Source organism: Martelella alba, from assembly GCF_005217455.1.
Classification (GTDB): Bacteria; Pseudomonadota; Gammaproteobacteria; order Enterobacterales; family Enterobacteriaceae; genus Acerihabitans.
In genome coordinates, this window is the sequence record NZ_SZPQ01000062.1 from 1 (window position 1) to 17,852 (window position 17,852).

General features: G+C 52.6%; 25 protein-coding genes. 1 reads left to right on the top strand and 24 read right to left on the bottom strand.

Features of this window, described 5'->3' with window-relative positions:
• The 22 genes from FCN80_RS23940 to FCN80_RS24045 form a co-directional block, all read right to left on the bottom strand.
• A partial coding sequence (locus tag FCN80_RS23940; RefSeq protein ID WP_136992839.1) for a tail assembly protein occupies window positions 1-254 on the bottom strand: 254 nt, incomplete at its 3' end.
• Complete coding sequence (locus FCN80_RS23945; RefSeq protein ID WP_136992840.1) at window positions 247-975, bottom strand: C40 family peptidase; 729 nt, start codon at window positions 973-975, stop codon at window positions 247-249. The genes FCN80_RS23940 and FCN80_RS23945, both read right to left, overlap by 8 nt.
• Window position 976: 1 nt before the next feature.
• The gene (locus FCN80_RS23950) at window positions 977-1,726 is read right to left on the bottom strand and encodes a phage minor tail protein L (protein ID WP_136992841.1); all 750 of its coding nucleotides are present in this window, start codon (window positions 1,724-1,726) and stop codon (window positions 977-979) included.
• A gap of 8 nt (window positions 1,727-1,734) precedes the next feature.
• Window positions 1,735-2,070, bottom strand: a complete 336-nt coding sequence (locus FCN80_RS23955) for a phage tail protein (RefSeq protein WP_136992842.1) — start codon at window positions 2,068-2,070, stop codon at window positions 1,735-1,737.
• Window positions 2,067-5,357, bottom strand: coding sequence for a phage tail tape measure protein (locus FCN80_RS23960; protein WP_136992843.1), 3,291 nt, complete (start codon window positions 5,355-5,357; stop codon window positions 2,067-2,069). Before FCN80_RS23960 ends, FCN80_RS23955 begins: the two co-directional genes overlap by 4 nt.
• A 69-nt stretch (window positions 5,358-5,426) precedes the next feature.
• Window positions 5,427-5,885: a hypothetical protein gene (locus FCN80_RS23965; protein ID WP_170975511.1), complete on the bottom strand. Its 459-nt coding sequence runs from the start codon at window positions 5,883-5,885 to the stop codon at window positions 5,427-5,429.
• A 66-nt stretch (window positions 5,886-5,951) separates the two neighbouring features.
• Window positions 5,952-6,233, bottom strand: a complete 282-nt coding sequence (locus FCN80_RS23970) for a phage tail assembly protein T (protein ID WP_230492909.1) — start codon at window positions 6,231-6,233, stop codon at window positions 5,952-5,954.
• An 8-nt stretch (window positions 6,234-6,241) separates the two neighbouring features.
• Window positions 6,242-6,646, bottom strand: coding sequence for a phage tail assembly chaperone (locus FCN80_RS23975; protein WP_136992845.1), 405 nt, complete (start codon window positions 6,644-6,646; stop codon window positions 6,242-6,244).
• Window positions 6,647-6,661: 15 nt separating this feature from the next.
• Complete coding sequence (locus FCN80_RS23980; protein ID WP_230492910.1) at window positions 6,662-7,126, bottom strand: phage tail protein; 465 nt, start codon at window positions 7,124-7,126, stop codon at window positions 6,662-6,664.
• Between the two features lie 34 nt (window positions 7,127-7,160).
• A complete protein-coding gene (gene gp17, locus FCN80_RS23985; RefSeq protein ID WP_136992846.1) occupies window positions 7,161-7,508 on the bottom strand; it encodes a tail completion protein gp17 in 348 nt (115 codons plus the stop codon).
• The gene (locus FCN80_RS23990) at window positions 7,505-7,951 is read right to left on the bottom strand and encodes an HK97-gp10 family putative phage morphogenesis protein (protein ID WP_136992847.1); all 447 of its coding nucleotides are present in this window, start codon (window positions 7,949-7,951) and stop codon (window positions 7,505-7,507) included. Before FCN80_RS23990 ends, gp17 begins: the two co-directional genes overlap by 4 nt.
• Window positions 7,948-8,289: a phage head closure protein gene (locus FCN80_RS23995; RefSeq protein WP_136992848.1), complete on the bottom strand. Its 342-nt coding sequence runs from the start codon at window positions 8,287-8,289 to the stop codon at window positions 7,948-7,950. Before FCN80_RS23995 ends, FCN80_RS23990 begins: the two co-directional genes overlap by 4 nt.
• Window positions 8,286-8,618, bottom strand: a complete 333-nt coding sequence (locus FCN80_RS24000) for a head-tail connector protein (RefSeq protein WP_136992849.1) — start codon at window positions 8,616-8,618, stop codon at window positions 8,286-8,288. Before FCN80_RS24000 ends, FCN80_RS23995 begins: the two co-directional genes overlap by 4 nt.
• Before the next feature lie 2 nt (window positions 8,619-8,620).
• Window positions 8,621-8,890, bottom strand: coding sequence for a hypothetical protein (locus FCN80_RS24005; RefSeq protein ID WP_136992850.1), 270 nt, complete (start codon window positions 8,888-8,890; stop codon window positions 8,621-8,623).
• Between the two features lie 65 nt (window positions 8,891-8,955).
• Complete coding sequence (locus tag FCN80_RS24010; protein WP_136992851.1) at window positions 8,956-10,176, bottom strand: phage major capsid protein; 1,221 nt, start codon at window positions 10,174-10,176, stop codon at window positions 8,956-8,958.
• Between the two features lie 9 nt (window positions 10,177-10,185).
• A complete protein-coding gene (locus FCN80_RS24015) occupies window positions 10,186-10,893 on the bottom strand; it encodes an HK97 family phage prohead protease (protein ID WP_136992852.1) in 708 nt (235 codons plus the stop codon).
• Window positions 10,869-12,188 (bottom strand): phage portal protein, encoded by a 1,320-nt coding sequence (locus FCN80_RS24020; protein WP_136992853.1) that lies wholly within the window; start codon window positions 12,186-12,188, stop codon window positions 10,869-10,871. Before FCN80_RS24020 ends, FCN80_RS24015 begins: the two co-directional genes overlap by 25 nt.
• 6 nt (window positions 12,189-12,194) lie before the next feature.
• The gene (locus FCN80_RS24025; RefSeq protein WP_136992854.1) at window positions 12,195-13,934 is read right to left on the bottom strand and encodes a terminase large subunit; all 1,740 of its coding nucleotides are present in this window, start codon (window positions 13,932-13,934) and stop codon (window positions 12,195-12,197) included.
• On the bottom strand, window positions 13,888-14,355 hold the full coding sequence (locus tag FCN80_RS24030) for a phage terminase small subunit P27 family (protein WP_136992855.1): 468 nt from the start codon (window positions 14,353-14,355) through the stop codon (window positions 13,888-13,890). Before FCN80_RS24030 ends, FCN80_RS24025 begins: the two co-directional genes overlap by 47 nt.
• Before the next feature lie 117 nt (window positions 14,356-14,472).
• Window positions 14,473-14,814, bottom strand: coding sequence for an HNH endonuclease (locus FCN80_RS24035; RefSeq protein WP_136992856.1), 342 nt, complete (start codon window positions 14,812-14,814; stop codon window positions 14,473-14,475).
• Window positions 14,811-15,404: a hypothetical protein gene (locus tag FCN80_RS24040; protein ID WP_230492911.1), complete on the bottom strand. Its 594-nt coding sequence runs from the start codon at window positions 15,402-15,404 to the stop codon at window positions 14,811-14,813. Before FCN80_RS24040 ends, FCN80_RS24035 begins: the two co-directional genes overlap by 4 nt.
• Window positions 15,389-16,846: a glycosyltransferase family 2 protein gene (locus tag FCN80_RS24045; protein ID WP_136992858.1), complete on the bottom strand. Its 1,458-nt coding sequence runs from the start codon at window positions 16,844-16,846 to the stop codon at window positions 15,389-15,391. The genes FCN80_RS24040 and FCN80_RS24045 overlap by 16 nt, the downstream gene beginning before the upstream one ends.
• Window positions 16,847-16,995: 149 nt before the next feature.
• Here FCN80_RS24045 and FCN80_RS24050 point away from each other — a divergent pair, with 149 nt between their 5' ends.
• Entirely contained in the window at window positions 16,996-17,208 is a 213-nt protein-coding gene (locus FCN80_RS24050) for a hypothetical protein (RefSeq protein WP_136992859.1), read from the top strand.
• 46 nt (window positions 17,209-17,254) lie between these two features.
• Here the strand turns inward: FCN80_RS24050 and FCN80_RS24055 are convergent, their stop codons facing one another.
• Window positions 17,255-17,476, bottom strand: a complete 222-nt coding sequence (locus FCN80_RS24055) for a hypothetical protein (protein ID WP_136992860.1) — start codon at window positions 17,474-17,476, stop codon at window positions 17,255-17,257.
• 40 nt (window positions 17,477-17,516) lie between these two features.
• Window positions 17,517-17,852, bottom strand: a 336-nt coding sequence (locus FCN80_RS24060; protein ID WP_230492912.1) for an Ig-like domain-containing protein, incomplete at its 5' end; no start/stop codon positions are given.

The window sequence follows — 17,852 nt, forward strand, 5'->3', positions numbered from 1 at the left end:
ATGATTGGAGCGATGCGAATATCTTCATTAACTCCAGATAGCACAAGCTCTTCTTTATTAATATTACGTTTCCCTTTAAATACAGCAAAGGTCAAGCCTTTGGCTTGGGAATTTATCATGAACTTCTCAAAACCGGGAACAACCACCGACAGGGCCTTTATTGCTTCCTGCGGACTGTTTACAGCCAATTTATGGACTCGGCCAAACGTAATACCCAGCACGCCGTATAATCGAATTGTCATTAGATTATTCATAGCTATCCTGTAATGCTTTATATTCGTGATATTGTAGAATGATAGTTGTCCGCTCCCGCCAGTACCCGCCGTACGGTACCCGGTGGCTCAGTTGGCCATACATGTGGTGCAGCATGAGCCCATCCCCCAGGTAAACGCCTGCGTGATTTGGCTCGGTTGCCCGTATCTGCATAATGATGACGTCCCCGGTCTGTAGCTCGCCACTGGCCGGGATAAAGCCCGCTTCGGCATAATGCCGCATATACAGATTTTCGCCGCGGTTCCACCACCCGTCTGTCCGGTCAAAATCAGGCAGTTCGATGCCGCGCTCCAGCCGGTACCAGTCCCGAACGATGGCGTAACAGTCCCAGATGCCATGCACAAATGGTCGGCCCTCCAGCGGCTTAATTCCCTCGATCGGCATAATCTCCCGAACATCGCCCTCCGGCCAGCTCGCGATGAGCCAAGGCACCTGTGACAGGTCACACTGCGCCAGGTCGAGCTGTGACGGCTGCGTGGTGGCATCCGGGTGACTGTGAGCGATCGCAACGATTGTCCCGGTGTCTTCGGCTGCGGCATATTCGGCCGGGTCTATGCGAAATTGTTCGCCGGTATCCGGGGCTGTATTCCGACACGGGATGTACGATTGTCGGCGACCGTTCTGCACCACCAACCCGCAACACTCCGCCGGGTAGGTCTCGGCGGCGTGCGCCAGCAGTTTTTTGACGATGTGTTGACGCATATTACCTCTTCAGCAATGCTGACCCCGGAAACCCGCCGAACGGCAACTGATTGCCATCACCGAACCGGCATTTGCAGGAACTCATTAGGCCGCCGCACACGTCCTGGCTCGGGTCATCCACCGGGTTATCGTCGATATCGAAATACGCCATGCCGGTATAACCGCATTCCGGTCCGCGGTACCGGTTGCGGATTGCCCAGGTGCAAAGGCTGTGGATTTGCCGGGTGGGGATCATGATGCCCTGCAGGTCGGCCGGACTCGACAGCGCGAACTGGATTTGTTCATTGTCCTCGCTGGTTTTGCTGTCGATATACCAGACCTCGATTTTTTCCTGCTCCGGATCGGCGTTGGCGTTGCCGTCGGGGAAATTTCGGGCGTCGAGGTAATGGGCGAACGTGGTGTGAATCCTGACGGCCGCCTGCACCAGGTTCTGATAGGCCAGGCACAGCGATGATATGGTACCGTCAATATTCCCCACGGCCAGTGTCGGCGTTGGTGCGCTGCCGTCGCTGGTCACTTCCAGCCCGGTAACCTGCGTCGGCCAGGGTTTGTACTCTATGCCCTGCCACCAGATGGATTTGGCCAGTAATGCGTCGGGATTACCGCCGGCCGCCTCCAGCTCCGCTTCAGTAAAGGGGATAGCGTGGTTATGAAAATAGAGCTGGGGACCGTCAAAGGCCGTGCCGTCCACTTCGAACAGCGTGACCTTGCTGCCCGGTTCCAGCTTTTGGAGATCAGCTGTAATCGCCATGGTTTGCCTTATGGGTGATACGCGGTGATGAACGTTGCGGTAAGGGAAAAATTGTTATTGCCCAGCGGGGTTACCTGATACTGCTTGCAACAATACAGGCCCATTTCAAACAGCGGATTGCGCCATTGGAATGCGATATAGCCCTTATGATCGCGAAGAAACTGAACGATGGGTGAGACATAATCCCAATTGCCGACAAACGTCAGCGCCCAACTCTGGGCTTCGCTGTTGATACCGTCGCCGGACCGTTGGGTATAGCCATCACCGAGTTGGGTTTCCCGGACTGTGGGGGTTAAATCGCCGGTGGGGCTGACGCGGGGCGAGAATTTAAACGTGTGGATCATCTCCCCCCCTTAATGGCTCGGCTGATTGCACCACCCTGGGCCAGGTCACGATCGCGCATTGCTCGGTATCGCTGATCGACAAAAGCCCCAACGTCACTGCCAAACTGCTGATAACCGTCGGTGCTTTGAGTGGTGGTGTTGCCACTACTATCGATGTTGATGTATACCTGCGGCGCGCTGGTGGCGCCCGACGCGCCGATGGCGCTCACAGCCCGAACTCCTAACGATCCGTCCGGCGCCCGGGTAAGCGGCATAATCGCTTCCGGGCCCGCCTCCCCCATCAGTCCCGCGCCGTTAGCAAACGCGAAATAGGTGGGCGATGCCACAATGCTATTGCTATAGGCGCTCAGGCTGGGAGAGTCATAGGCGCCGCCTTTAGCATTGGCGGACGCGCTGCTTAAAAAGCTACCGATAGACCCCAAAATGCCACCAGAACCCGAAAGGGAACTTCCCAGAGATTTTAATCCATTGACTATCGCGGCATTAACCAGAATGGTTTCGATGGATTTCAAAACCGTGGCGGCCCAGTCTTTCCAGCTCGCTTTATTGCCGTTAAGCATGTCAGTGATATTGGTTACCATCCCTGACATGGCGCTTTTTGTCGCTTCCGCTGCCTGGGTGGCATAATCTGATGCCTCATCCTCCCAGTCCGCAAGGCCCTTACTGATACCCGACTGCCAGTCAGAAGCCGCCAGAATTAACGCCTCTTGCTTTTTCTTTAACTCATCCAATGCGGCTGATCTGGCGGCAATAGCTTTTGTGCCACCGTCCGTTTTGTCGAATAGCCTTTGAATCTGCTGTTGTTCTTCAAAAAACTCTTTATCCCGCTCACTCATCCCTCTAGTGTCGGTAATTTTTTGGGCATCATCGGCATATTTTCGGCCGGCGTCACTCAAATCCTTCAGGGCATCGGCTTGCTGATGCTGCTTGCGGACGTTTTCGTCTGCAGCCTGCGTCCATTTAGCCAATTCAGTGGCCGATGCCTGTATTGATTTTCGCTCTTCATCGGTCCATTTCGTGCCGGCCTGGTGCGAAGCGGCATAGAGATCTGCCGCCTTTTCGCCTTCCGTCGCCCGGACTTTTTGAACCTCGATAGCCACGCTCAAATCGTCCATTTTGCGATTATACTGCTCAGTCTGCGCGGCGGCCTCCCTGGTCGCTTTATTTTGCTCCTCGGTGGCTTTGGTTTCGTCCTTTTTTGCCTGCGCGGACCCGGCATCTTTCGCTGCGGCCTGGTCTTTGTTGTAGATGTACTGGGTGTATAACGCCCCCGTTAATTTGAGATCCTGCGCTTCATAAACGTATTGCTGATGCAGTTTCGCCAATCCAGAAAGGCTAGCGAGCTCATTATCCCGGCGTGCTTTCTCAACAGCTGTTGACTGTTGCGGAGTGGCATTGGCCGTTGAAACAACAGGCCCTTGGTATTGCCCTGGTCCGAGTTGTCCACGTTGGCGGATGAGATTATTACCGAGTGTCATCAGCCGATTGAATTCCGAGTAGGCCCCGTTCATCATTATTGTGGACTGATAGAGCTGATTATCGTTGGCTGCCTGCTGGCGCACCAGATCAATGCGCTGCTGCTCAGTCTGATTAAGCGCGGCCAGGGTTTTATCATGATCGGCGCGAATTTGGCGCAGCCGATCTTCCTCTACCGCCAGCTTATCCATCATGCTGTCAATACCCGATTGCAAATCCGTGGTATTGACGCCCGGCGATGGGTTTTGAAGTTGTTTTTGATAAAACGCGATGGCGCTTCGCAGGTTATTGACTTTCTCTTGCTGGTCTTCAAGTTGGTCGGACTGCGCCTTCAATGCCGTTCTGAGTTTGTCAGCGCTGTCGGCCACGCCGGACAATGACATGCCGGCCAATTTGGTTTTGATGTCGTCCAGCGATTTGGCGTATTCCAGAGCGGATTGCTTCGCTTGTTCCTGCTGCTGATACATTGTGTACCAGGCACCAGCGCCAAGCAGCACCAACCCGGGAATACCGCCCACCAGCGACAGCAGCCCGGAAACGCCGACACCTAACCGGCTGGTAAACGATGTCAGGTTGTTGAGGCTGGTTTCCGAGGCTGTCACAGCGCGGTTTGATTGCACCAGCGCGGCATTGGCGGCAATCATTGCGGTGCGCTTTTCAATCAGATTTTGCGTCGCCAGCATTGAGGCATTCGAGCCTTTGGCGACATTGGCCTCCGCCAGCGCCAGATTATACGCAGACGCCGCCGCACCAGCATCCGCCACGGCTTTACGCTGTGCTTGCGTGGCGGCGTAAAGCTGTGCATTTGCGTTACTTACTTGTGAACGATAATTATCGATGAGTTTTGAAGTTGATGCCCCTACGCTACTGGCCATGTTGCCGAAATACCGCGCTGCGCCAATCGCCACCAGCGCGCCGGCAGCATCGGCCACCGTATCGATATTTTTTGCCAGCCCGTCGAGCACACCGGCCAGGGCAGACGACGCGCCAACGGAGTTGTTGGCCGCCCCGACCCAGGCAATAAATGAATTCTCTACTTTCTGCGCAGAGCCGCTGATCGACGCCGGCAGCGTGTCAAATTCCTGCCGCAACTGATCGACATTAGTAAGTAACGGGATGATTTTATCAGTCGTCAATTGGCCGTTATTGGCCATGTTGCGCAGGCCGCCAATCGTGGTATTGAGCCCGGCCGCCAGCAGTTTGGCTAACCGACCGCCGTTTTCCATGATCGCGTTGAATTCTTCGCCGCGCAGAACGCCGGAGCCGATCGCCTGGCTTAACTGCGTTATGACGGAGCTGGCTTCTTCCGTGCTGGCGCCGGACAGTTTCAGCGATGTCGCCACCGTTTCGGTGACCTTAGCCACATCAGAAGAAGCAAAACCCGCGTCACGCATGGATTGCGCAATACGGGCGTAAAGATTGGTGTTTGCCTGGATGGATGTGCCGGTGCGCTGACTGATGTCCATCAGTGACCGCTGGGCGGTGGCAAAATCATCCGAAGAGGTGGACGCCAGCTTCAGACGCCCACTTAACTGATTCCAGGTATCGGCATAACCGATCAGTTCATTGACTGCAAACGCGCCGGCAAACGCGCCGGCCATACCTGCCGCGGTCGATTTCACAGAGGCGAGTTGCGAATTTAATTCGCTTAATGCCCTTTGGCTTTCCCTTGTTGCGGCCGCTGCCTGCCGTCCGCCGTTCTGCATCGTCTTGTAATAATCAGACCCCATGCGGCTGGCGCGGGCAATTTCAGTCTGGAACGAACTGGAGTTAGCCGAAATTTTAATGATCAGTTCGCGCAGCGTCGCCATTTAATTACCCCAAATAACAAAAAACCGGCATTTGCCGGTTTATCAGAACGCTTATGATTTATTCGTAAATCACTCTCGGATATATATTCGGCTAAGGTTTGGAATTCCTCTCTTTTTGCGCTCTTTATTGATATCATCATAAAACATTTTTTTTACAGGAATGTCATACCCTCCTGATGCACATAGAGAAGAAATAGCATCAGGATTAACTGGCTCTCCCGTACTTTCGTTTATATCAAAAGATAGGGCCACTATTTCCCCTTCATTATTTTTTACAACAAACGTTACAAACAACTGCTTTCCTGCATAAGCGCCGTAAGAATTTTTTCCGTTCACAAGTCCGCAATAAATAGAAGACTTGTCGGGGTAAGGAAAATCCCAGTGATAAAATTTGGCGGAATCCGGGTCCTTCATTTCATTCCTAATTGTGTTTTCCACCGCTTTCCTTTCTTCTTGAGTTAATTCTCTGCTCAAAGTTGAAAAAGAAAATAACCCAACACATAAAAAAACTAATATTTTTATCATCATTTTCCCCATTGGTATAGTTTTTGTTCATCCTAATCGGCTTCAACTTCAATGGAAAGAAATTTAATTTCACTCCGCAAGTTTTTTGAGAAAACCCTCAAGTGCGCCGGCATCACCAGCGTCGTCTATCTGATCTGACTCACCCCAGCGCAAGACGGCGTCCTGCAAGGTGGTCCTGATGCCTTGTGAATTATAGACTGCCGCGGTGATCTGTGCAGACTGGATATCACCCCGAACATCTCCAATCGGGCTGCGGCGGTCAAACTCGATCCACATTTTCAATTCGCTGGCCGAAAGTGACCGGTTTAATTCTCCCAGGGTCCGCCCCAACCGAAGCGCCAACGCCATCATGAAAAACGTCAGGGGGTCACTGACTTTTTTCCGGCGTCATCCTGGGCCAGGGTCAAATCCAGCGCCTGCTTGAGTAATCGCGCATGTACCGGGCCGTAGACACTTTGGACCAAATCCACATCATCATGAGAGAAAACAGGCTCGTCGTTCTCATCAAGCAGAACGTCTATGAAAAGAACCACATCAGCACTGATATTGCGGTGGGCTTGCTGGGATTCGGTGAGTTTAGGTGATTCTTCGCCCTCCGCAGCTTCAGGGGTGAGAATGGACCGCCATTGCGCCCAAGCGTGGCCGGACGGCTCACGGATCTTAACGTATACCCCATTCCATTCAGGCACCTGAACGGTTTTTGTGCGAAATCCCGCTAGCGGGGCCAGGACCTGGTCCCGCAGCGACAATATTTTTTTTGCCATGATTCATCCAGTAAGTTAAGAGGTCTGCTCTACCGCGTTGATATTGGTCGGCTTGCCTTTCAGGCGTAATGAGAACGTTGCGGCCACCACGCCGGACGTGGACACTGACCAGGTATGTTGGCGTACTTCGGCAATGAACTGAAAACCATTGCCGGACGGGAAGACAACCTTAAAGGCATAGGTGTCGTCATTATCGTAGGCAGTACGCAGGGCGTCCTGGGCGTCATTGCGATAAAAGTTACCGGATAGCGAAATTTCCGCCGGCGCCGGCAGGCCGTTAATGTTTTCCGTTTCGGTCGAGCAAAGGGTTGTCGCATCAATATCCGACTTTTGCCCCGCAGTGAAGCTGATTTCCTTCAGCGAGCATTCAAGGTTCAAAAACGTGGCTGTATCGACGGTGGCAGCAGTGGCCGGATCGGCCGAAATAGCAATCATTGTACCCTGCGTTTTTTCATAAAGTGCAGACATGGGTTTCTCCAAAAAAAAACCGCCTTACGGCGGACGATGTAGGGATTTATTGCCAGATTTGCGCCTCAAGCGTGGCACGGTATAACCCCGTGTCGGGCTCGTAGCCGCCTGTTCGATTGATGTTTGTGGGTTTAAGGGGAGTTAAGGCCAGTAGGGCCTGAGAACGGATAGCTGACGCATCATCAATAGACTGTGCGTAAACGTCTACCTGGAGAGTGATAAAACCCTCCGCCTGTCCACACATTACATCGCTATCAACCTCGGAAATCAGCGAGAAAACCACCCAGGGCGGGGATATCGCTGCATCCCCTTGAGGATTAAGCGGTGCAACGTAGGGATAGACCTGGCCGCCGGCCAATCCTCCCAGAACACTATAGATATCGGCTTCGGTCATTTTGTCAGCGCCTGGTCAATGCCAGCATTGGCCGCTTTGAATGCCGCGGCGGCGGCTTCTTCCGTTTTAGCATCGTAGGCTGGCCGAATAAACGGAACGGGTGGCATTTTGGACGTGCCCAGTTCGACAAATCGCCAGTAAAACGCATTATTACGTGCGCCGGTTTTCATCTTGTTGTCACTGTTTCCGGTTTGCGGATTGGTCCCGCGCACGTGCACGCCGGAAACGATACTGCCGTCCTTATCCCGCTGCGTCAGCACCACGATATTCCGCTTCAGTTTACCGGTGCGCTCCGGGGCCCGCCGTACCGCCTCATCCTTAAAAACGGTGGCCGCCGCTCGGGTCGCGTCTCGAATCACTTTGCGGTTTTCCGCTTTGCTGAGTAATTCCAGATCGCGGGAAATATCCAGAAGCCCGGAAAAATCCAGATGGGTTTCAATCACGGCTTCACCCCCTTTTCGCACAGTAATTCCAGCCGCGTTCCGTTCTCGGCAGTGATAGCCGACTTAATATCGTAAACCTCGCCGTTACCGGTCGGCGGTTCATGGACCAGTCGCCACCCCGTCGTTACCGGTATGGTTTTATAACGACGGATCCAGATTCGGGCCGTGGTCCCGCTTAGATCGGCGCCTGAGTCCATTAACTCACGGCCAGAAATATCGGTAATATCGGCCCGAACCGATCCCGCATCAATCCACCCTGTAGCCGGTTGACCGGATGGTAAGCGTCCGGATGCGGGTTTTTGCAGCGTGACTCGGTAGCGCATTCGACCGGCTTTCATACGCCATACCTTCGGTAAGGTTGAAGCAGCGCGTTGACTCCGAAATCCAGCGGTGAACTGGCATTATTCGTCCCAATGATCACCGCTTCGCGATTTGTGTACCAATGCCCAACCAGCAGCAACATGGCGGTTTCGATACTTTCGTCACAGAGTAAAAGGGTTGGGTCAGCAAGATAATCTGCCGACGTCGCATCATCATAGAGTTTGCGGTCAGTATAATTTTCGACATATTGCGCCGCCGCCTTAATGCGTGCATCTATCCACGCATCATCCTCGGTAAATTCCGACTCAATATTGCAATGCTCTTTTACCTTATCAGCAGTCAACATAATCACCCCTTTGTCTCAGGCGGGCACCTCATTCTATTTCCGGGGATGTTCTCTATTACCACTACAAGTCCGTTGGCGACCAGTTCGGCTGCACGCAAGCGAGATACGGTGAAAGGCTTGTCTTGGGGGCTTCGTAACACGTTACCATCATTAAATCTGCGCAGTGGTTGAATAGAGACCCCGCCGGTTGTAGCCGGCTCTTCTTGAATAATCTCTACAGCCTCGGCGATTGTAGCCGCGTCATTAATTCTTTGTTTCTTCATCGTTTTCATAATCATCACCATAAAAAGCCCTCACGGTTTCCTTTCCGTGAGGGCTTTCGGCCAATACAGATCTGTTATGAGCCTGATTCTGTAACCGATCCGGTCACAAATGCCTCGGGACGATAGACCGCCATTGCTAGCCGCTCTTCAGCTCGAATGGTGACCATATTTCTTATAAAGTCATCTTCGTTCTCGGTGGAAAGCAGCACTTCAATATCCATACGGTCAAAGATTTGCGCGGCCATATTAAACGCCCCGGTAAGGAAGGTTTTCTGTGCCATGGCCTGCGTTTCAACCACCGGGAGGCCCCAAATACGGGGAATGCCGCCGTTTACAGGCTGCGCGATGATATACCGCCCTTCGTTATCCTTGGTCAGTTCAATACCCGCCCAGTCTATCGGGTTGAGAACGAAACCCGATGCCGGATATTCCGCCAGTACTGCCTGTAGCACAGCCAGGCGCAGGCGGTCGATGGGGGTAGCATTTGCCAGCGAAAGCGCCGGCGTGAATTCCGTTGCCTGCGGCAATATCCCCAGGATATTGGCACCGGTACCGTCACCACTCAGCAACTGCTGCTCTTCCTTGAAACGAAGACCGTACTGCGCGCGACCGTCAATGTAGCTGGCCAGCCCGGGCGCATCATCCAGAATCTGGCGGGATGCTTTGAAGTAATGCGCGATCGTACGGACTGGCGCACTTTTCAATTCAAAAGTGATATCGGATTTAGGTTTCAACGCACCTTCCGCCACAGTATTGGCATTGTTCGTGAATCCTTTCTCCTGAACGAATTCGATACTGTTGGAGGACGTGGTACCAGGGATGAGCAGATTGCGGATCGTCAGCGTACGTTCAGGCGGTGCCACAATTCCCTGTACGCGGTCGGATACCACAAGGCTGTTGGTCGAGCTGACGCCCTCGCCAGTAGTGACGGGCACATTCATGATGTCCTTTTGTTCCAACTTCACGCGAATGCTTTTACGTGCGGAACTATCCATCCCTTTGTACTCTTCGCTTTCAATCACCAACTGACCCAGTGATTTTTTTTGCGCAGGCGCTTCGTTCGGGCGACGGGCGCTTTTTTGTTCCAGTTCGGTCAGTCGTTCTTTAAGCTCGCCAAGCTGGGTCAGGCTTTCGTCCGTACGCTGCTTTAGCTCAAGCGTGACGGTTTCACCTGATTCCATCTTTTTCTTGATATCTTCACCGAAGTTTTTAACCTGATCCATAACGGTATTAAGCTGTGCGGAGATTTCGGTAATACCCTGCGGCTGACCTTCGGCCGATTTTTTCTGGTACATATGATTTCCTTACAGAATTTTAGGGAGGGAAAACTGGCTGAGTTGCTGGCTCATAGCCGCAATAGCCGCTTTTTCTTCGCCGTCTTCGCCCCCGGACTCACTCCGGTCAAGCAGGTGCGACAATCCGCGGCAGGCGATCGCTGCGGATTGCGTTTTCGAAAAGCCTGCCTCGCGCAGGAGCTTCTCAAATTCAGATAGAGAGGGAAGTTCGCCATGGGCTAATTTCGATTTAACGACATCAATCCTGGCTTCATCATTGGCGGGTACGGTAACAATGGATATTTCAACCAAATCCAGTTTTGTCAGCGTCCGGATACGGGTCTTTTCATCATAATTGGATTCCCGGACGTAGTAACCTATTGAAAGCCCAGTCACGGCACGGGTTTTCATACCTCTCCAGGCCGTTTTCGCATAAGGGGCGTCGTCCATCCACAATGCGCCCTCGCCAAACAAGCCGCGATCATCTTCCTTTAGGGTATTAATATCCCAATTACCAATGGGCTCTGCGGTCTGGTGTTGCCACAATACGGGGAATGTACGTCCATTTGTGCGGGCCTCGGCAATGCTGTCTAAAAAAGCGCCAGGTGCCACCACTTCGTTATAGCTATCCACCACATCGAATACAGAACCGTACCCAGAAAAAAGGCCGTCATCGCTGACAGCCTTTATGTCGAAATCGAATGCCTTTACCTTCATGGCTGCGTTTTTCCGGAACATGCCGGCGTCTCCTCTGATTTGATGCCTAACCATTCCCGTAAGGCATTTTTGGCTGATTCGCTGTCTGCCGTCTTTCCAAGTTGATCAAGTGGCAGCAGGTTGGACTGTACAGTAAGCTGGTCGCCCCCCGGTTGTGGCGACAGATTTTCTTTATGCCGAGCTTCATTACGGGTCATAACGCCGTTCTGGGTCATGGTGGAATAAAATGCGGCGCGGGCAGCACTGTCAGCACGAAGAAGACCTTCAATCGAAAACTCGGCGAAATACCGATTCCTCTCGCCCGGCATCAGTAAATTCTTTCGTACCGCTTGCTCAATGCGTGTCAACCAAGGGCGAAGGGAGAACGTCAGAAATCCAATGAGCATCTGCTCAACTCCGCTTCCCCACATCGTTTGGCCTTGTGCGTTGTGACCAATGAGACCGGGCCAAACACGGAACCATCGGCAGATCTCTTCGATATTGAATGCCCGGGTCTGTAGCATTTGGGCGTCTTCCGGATTCATGGTTACAGGCTGGAATTTCATCCCGGCTTCGAGAACCATCATTTTCCCGGTATTCATTGAGCCGGCAAATTGTTCAACCAGACTTTCACGCACCTCGGTCCGTTGTTCTTTTTTGAGAATTTGATCCATCGACAGAACACCGCTGGGACGCATGCCGTTTTTAAATACTTTTGCGCTGGCCTCATCAGTCGCCATTGCGAGCCCCAGCGTCTGACGGGCATAACTGACTGGTGATAGTCCCATCACGCCATTAGTACTGAATGCACGAACATGCATAATGTCGCGTTCACTGATATTTCTTAAACCTCCGCCAGGCCATTCTCGGTAGGTGTAAATGGGGTCACCATTGTTACTCAGGTCAACTTTCATGCGCTCAGGCCGTAACGGAGTCAGGGCTGTAATACGTTTGCCGGTGCGGTCAATTTCCGCGTAAGCGTTTCCCCACAGCAGCAGACTTGCCATGATCATTTCCCAGAATTCCACCGCAGTCATATCAGCATTGGGTTGGTTGTGCAGCAGTTCATAAAGAGGATGATCAGTAGCTGTCTGGCGACCATCTTCAGTTTTTTCATAAAAACCGACAGGCAAGGTAGCAATTGTTTCTGACAGAAGCCGGACGCATGACCATACAGCAGAGAGTTGCAAGGCCTTATCCACTGTGACCGACTTTCCCGATGCGGTTTCAGTGCCATAATAAGCGGCCAAAAAATCACCATCCGTCAGCGAAATGGGTATTCCCAGCCATCGACGAAGTGCACTTTTTATCCGGCTAGGCTTTTTCTCTTTGTTCATCGTGACTCACACTATGATTGGATTGCTGAAAAAGTCTTCAATATCGCCAGAATCATCCAATTCCGCATCCTCAGATGCGCCAATGGCCATCGCAGCGGCCACCACACCATCGATACGGCCGGTGCTTTTCTTTTTGGCGAATATACGGTTATCTTTTTGGTCTGCCTCCAGAACCGCGGACGCCGCATTCCAACGAAGGCATGGATTATGTAAGATAAACAACGCTTTACTGTTCAGCTTTTCTTCAAACAATTCTATTGACCGAGGCATCCACAAATTTGACCCCTGAGCCTTGAAATAGCCCTGGCCGTGCGGCACCAACTCCACACTCACCGACTCATTTACCAACTCTGGTTCCAGATATTTGATGCGATATTGGTCAAACGCGATGCAGCGAATATTGAACTTGGCCGCCAATTCACCGATACGGACGGCAACGAAGCCATAATTCACGGCCTTGCCCGGGGTCGCGTGCACATAACCATCACGCACCCAACTGTCATAAGGGACGTGGTCGGTCTTAGCGCGGTCCAGCATGGTATCCTTTGGCGTCCAAAATTCGACATGTAGCACCTTTTTGCTCGGAAAATAGAGCGCCAGCGCCGTCAGGTCACGAGAGCCAGACAGGTCAAGCCCGGCGAAACATTCCTCGCCTCGCAGCGCTTCGAGATCAACGCTCCTTTCACAGTCCATCCAGGTATCGCTATTGATCCAAGGGTCGGCGGCATCCACCCACTGGCAAAAATTAAGACGGCGAACAATGCTTTCTTTCGAAGGCATGCCGCGGGCCTGGGTGACTTGCTCGCGAAGATATTTTTCTGTGAAAGTGTGACCCAATGACGGGTTAGCTTTCGGCCAGCAAGATTCGTCTTTAAATGGATCGTCGTTCTCATCCAGTGAACAGATAAAGCTGAAGAAGCTGTCATCCTCCAAATCACCGGCAGCCACCTTGCGTCCATACTCGTGATATTCGTAGCAAACGCTGGTTTTGTCGTGCCCGCTGTTGGTGATGAGGAACAATAGTGCCTGCCGCCGGCCTTTCGTACCGGCTCGCATCATTTCCACGACCTGGTTGGATTTGTGTTCGTGGACCTCGTCAATCAACGCGCCGTGCGGGCGCGGCCCCGACTGACCATCATCAGAGCTGATAGGCTTGAAAAATGAGCCGGTTTGCAGAAAGGCCAGATTCCAGACGTTGCCGGGGCCGCCCGACTTCAAAATTCGCTGATCCAGCGCCGGTGATTGCTCGACCATTGTCACGGCATCGCGAAACAGGATCATGGCCTGGTCTTTTTTCGTCGCCGCCGCATAGACTTCTGCCCGTGGCTCCTTATCCGCCACCAGCAAATACAGTCCGATGCCGCCGGCTAATGGCGACTTGCCGGAGCCTTTGCCGGATTCGGTATAACTCATGCGAAAACGCCGGGTACCGTCCGCCCCTTTCCAGCCAAACAGCGAACCAACAATGAAGCATTGCCAGGGCAGAAGAATGAAAGGCTTGCCTTCGTGCTCCCCGCCATTGAGCTTTAACACCTTGGCAAAAAAGTCTATTGCGCGATTTGCGGACTCGACGTCCCATACCAACCCACGAGCCGGCCCCTGTTCCAGGTCCCTCAGGTGTCGGGCGCAGGAAGCGCGAATATCCGGCCCTGCAATGATTTTGCCGGCATTAACATCCAGGGCGTATTGCGTAGCGGGATCAGCCGAAGAACTGATTGAGCGGGTCCTCTTCTTTTTCTCCACCATCTACTTTTACCTTGGTGCGTGCGGCCGGAGTCAGGCCAAATTCAATCAAATAGGATTTAAAGCGCCGATCAGCATCCGCTAATTGAGCAACTGCGGGGTGACCTTTAATGAGAAAATCACCCATCTGCGTTTTGGTTGTGTAGGTGTTCCCCTCAACGTCGATCTGTTGGCGTAACCGAAGGATTTCCGCATACAAATCGCATAACCGTTCAAGTGCCAGAGTATCGGCAACAGTCAAGATGCCCATTTGATCAAGCAGCAGCGTCATGCGTCCCCATGCCGCCTTCCCCCAATCAGTGAGATGTGAAGGAGGGCTGGGGATCTCACGCGGTGGCGCTGGCTCTTTATCGTTAAGCTTTCGCTTCCCTGGATTGCCGGTTACCACCTTCAGATGGGTCGGTTTCGGTCGGCGTCCAGCCATGAAAAACCTCCCAAAAAAAAGTTTTCATTTCGCGGTTGTGCACACAAAGGAGGCTGCTGGGTCTCCAGGCGACATTCTTCAGAACTTTTAACCCGCCCCCTCAAATGATATCAATTCTCATTTATGCCAATGGCTATTAGGGTCGAGCGGAAAGCCATTCTCGTCGCAGCCTGGCACGAGGCCGCTTTTCTCCATGCGCTGCTTGGTCGAATCGTGATGCTGCTTGCAGAGGGATTGCCAATTGTCCTGGTCCCAGAAGAGCTTCTGAGCTATTGATATCATCTGTTTATCACCGGACGCTATGGCATCCTTTAAGCGATGCGGTTTGATGTGATCGACTACGGTGGCCGGGACTGCTCGCCCTTGCTGTTGGCACATGACGCATAGCGGATGCGAGCGCAAGTAAGAAATTCTGGCTTTCTCCCATCTGCTGCCATAGACGCGTGGCTCTTTATTCATGCCAGCCTCCATGCGCGCCGCCGTTCTGTTCTCGGAGCTGCATCCGAATGTCGCTCGACCGGCTGACCATCAGCATGGTCAACCAACGAATAGCAGGGATAGACTATCCGGCATCCGTAGGCATCACCGATGGCGTAATCCGCTGCTTTGGTGGTGTTCCAACGTGATAACACTCGGTCTAAATGCTGCGGTGGAACGCTATAACAGACGCCATGAATCAACCGCGGCAGCGTAATGTAGTCGGCTCTTGCCTTGTCGGCGGCTATCAGGCGTTCGGCTATTTGCATTTGGTATTGCGGCGGTCGGCCGGTGCCGAGATAGAAAGAACAAAGGGAATCAGGGAAACGCGCTAGCCAGTCGCTGACCAGCACCTGAAACCCATCAACAGGAATGGCATCATCTTCCAACACTACCACGCGGCAATCCTGCTCAGCGGCCCATTCAAGGGCACGGCGGTGATTAGCGTTTGCCCCGCTGTCTATTTCGTCTATCAGCAGGGTGCAATTCTCGCCTAGCGACCAGGCCAGATTGGAGGCCATCGCACGGCGGGCATGATGGCCCACAACAATGAATTTTATTTGTGTTGCCACCAGGCGAACTCCTTACCGATCCCGTCAGATTTGAAAACGGTATGTACTCGCGGTCCGGTTACAATGCGGTCACCAAATGTCTTTGCCACGATACCGAACGCCAACATATCGCCCACTGCTGCGCCTGCCTGCTCTGTTTTCCAGAAACGCATACTCTCAATGCGGTAATAAAGCCGGACTATGCCATGCGCGACCGCCATAACGTCTTCACGGTTACCGCCGAGCAAACCGGCATTGAGCATGGCCTCGTAACGATGTTGTTCGATGAATTGCTGATAAACGCGTTCCGGATGTTTCTCGAGCGCCCAGGCATCAGCATAGGTTTTCGGTTCGGAGCCGACATAGATTTTACTCGGCTGCATTTCCTGCCAAGGTTCCCGGAGCATTTCGACATCAGTCCCATCGGTACACCAGACCCGTTGGTATTCGTGATACTCGCGGAGATATTGGTAGATGTGTAGCCAGCGGCGGAAATAGACGTTCATGCGGACATCCGGAACCATATGGATTAATGCGCCGGCGGGCGACGCTGTCAGTTCATCCGCCAGGATGATGGCGTCTGCACCACGTACAGAGGCTGCCCATTTGCTCAGCAGATCCGGGGTTGGCTTCAGTTTAGTATTGCGCTGCGGGTCGGGTTGGCTGGTCAATAACGTAGTGATTACTGCATTGCGTTGCCGCCGATATTCCGCCCATCCGGTATAACCGGTGTCGCGCCGCTCATTGTGGATTTTGACGTTGCGTTTAACCAGTTCCTCGCGGTTCGATTGAGGGACTGAGCGGGTAACCTGCTCGTGTTCATCCAAGGAGTAGATAAGTTTGTCTGAGCCGACAACGTCCGCGAATGCCCATGTTGTTAGGCCGGCGTTATGGATGCGTAGCGCCAGATCGCTATGCTCGTACATCCCGAGACCATAGACAGAATCAAACCCGCCCACTTTCTCGATAGCGCTGCGATGGTAATACAGCATGACGCCACGCTGCCCGGTGTACGCCACATGCCGGTCATCACCATAAAGTTTGGCGATATCGTGCAGTTTGCGCGGACCGGCGAGATCGAGGAATTGATAGGCCAGATGCGGTTCCGGTGATTCGATGTACGGCAAATGCCAGTTATCGGCTATCGGGTACGCATCGTCATCCCACAAAAACAGGTGTTCACAGCCTGCATCCATCAACGCAGCCAGGCTGGCGTTTTTCGACGCAACGATACCCAGCGATTTATCATGACGGATGAGGTGAACGCCTTCAAGCTCAATTGCCGGCGGTATTGAACCATCATCAACCACCACAACATAAGCGCCGGTGGGCAAAAATTTCAGATGTTGTCCGAGTGACTTGCGGAGTAAGTCAGGTCTATTATGGGTCGTCACAGCAATACCGATTTGATGTGACAGATTTCCAACCGGCGCATACTGGATGCCATCTATCACAACGTTCATTTGGAATATCCTGGTTTTTGAAAATATTGACTCTGGAAATTTTGAGAAGGCGGTCGCTGAATTTAGAACTTTATTTTGTTTCCATCATTAACTACTACGTTTAGAGGTTGTTACAATGAAGGCAAATTGCAATCATAAAAGGAGTTCAAATGAATGATTTCATAATAAAATATGAAGAAATCTCTATATGTTTTCAACTGCAAGATGGTGCTTATATTGCTTCAATTACTGATACGTCAGGGAACGAAATAGACGAACCAGTTGGGGACATAGATTTTGATACTTTTTTAGCCACATTAGCTGCTAAAACCGGGATGACCGAAGATTATTTAAGAGAGACAATTTCAAAACATTATCCCTAAAAGGCATTATCGAGCGTCCTACAGGGGCGCTCTGTAATGCAAACAATTAATCGGCCGGATTAAAATCCACATAATAATCCTTGCCCTGCTCGAACTGCCCGTAGGCGGCGGGATTGGTAATATGCATACTGATCTGGCCGCTGGGCGTCCATTTGGACCAACTGGCGTTTTCATCGGCGCCGAGTTCAGTAACCGGCGACAGATGGACAACGTGATGCCCGTCACCCTTTTGGATGAAGTGGCAGCGGAATTTTGCTCGTACCGACATATATTTTCCTTTCGAGATTCGTAAGGCTGGACCGTTATGATTACAGGTATTTCTTCGCCAGGGCCTTCAGTTCGTCTTCAGCTCCGGCACCGAGCTGCTCGATACCGGCCACAACAAATTTGTATGCGGCTTCGAAATCGGCAACGCCGGTTTTTGCTTCCTGCGCCGGTGTCGGCTGAGCGGTAGTGGCGGGGTCAACAACGGGTGCCGGCACAGCTACAAATGCCAGGTTGTTTACGCTGGCAGTCGTGCCATCTGCCAGGGTTGAAACCAGCGTCGCAGCGCCGACAGTGGTGCTCACCAGACTGACAGATACCTGACCATTGGCGTCAGTGGTTCCCTGCGTAGGATTGACAGTACCGGCCGGGGCAGAGAA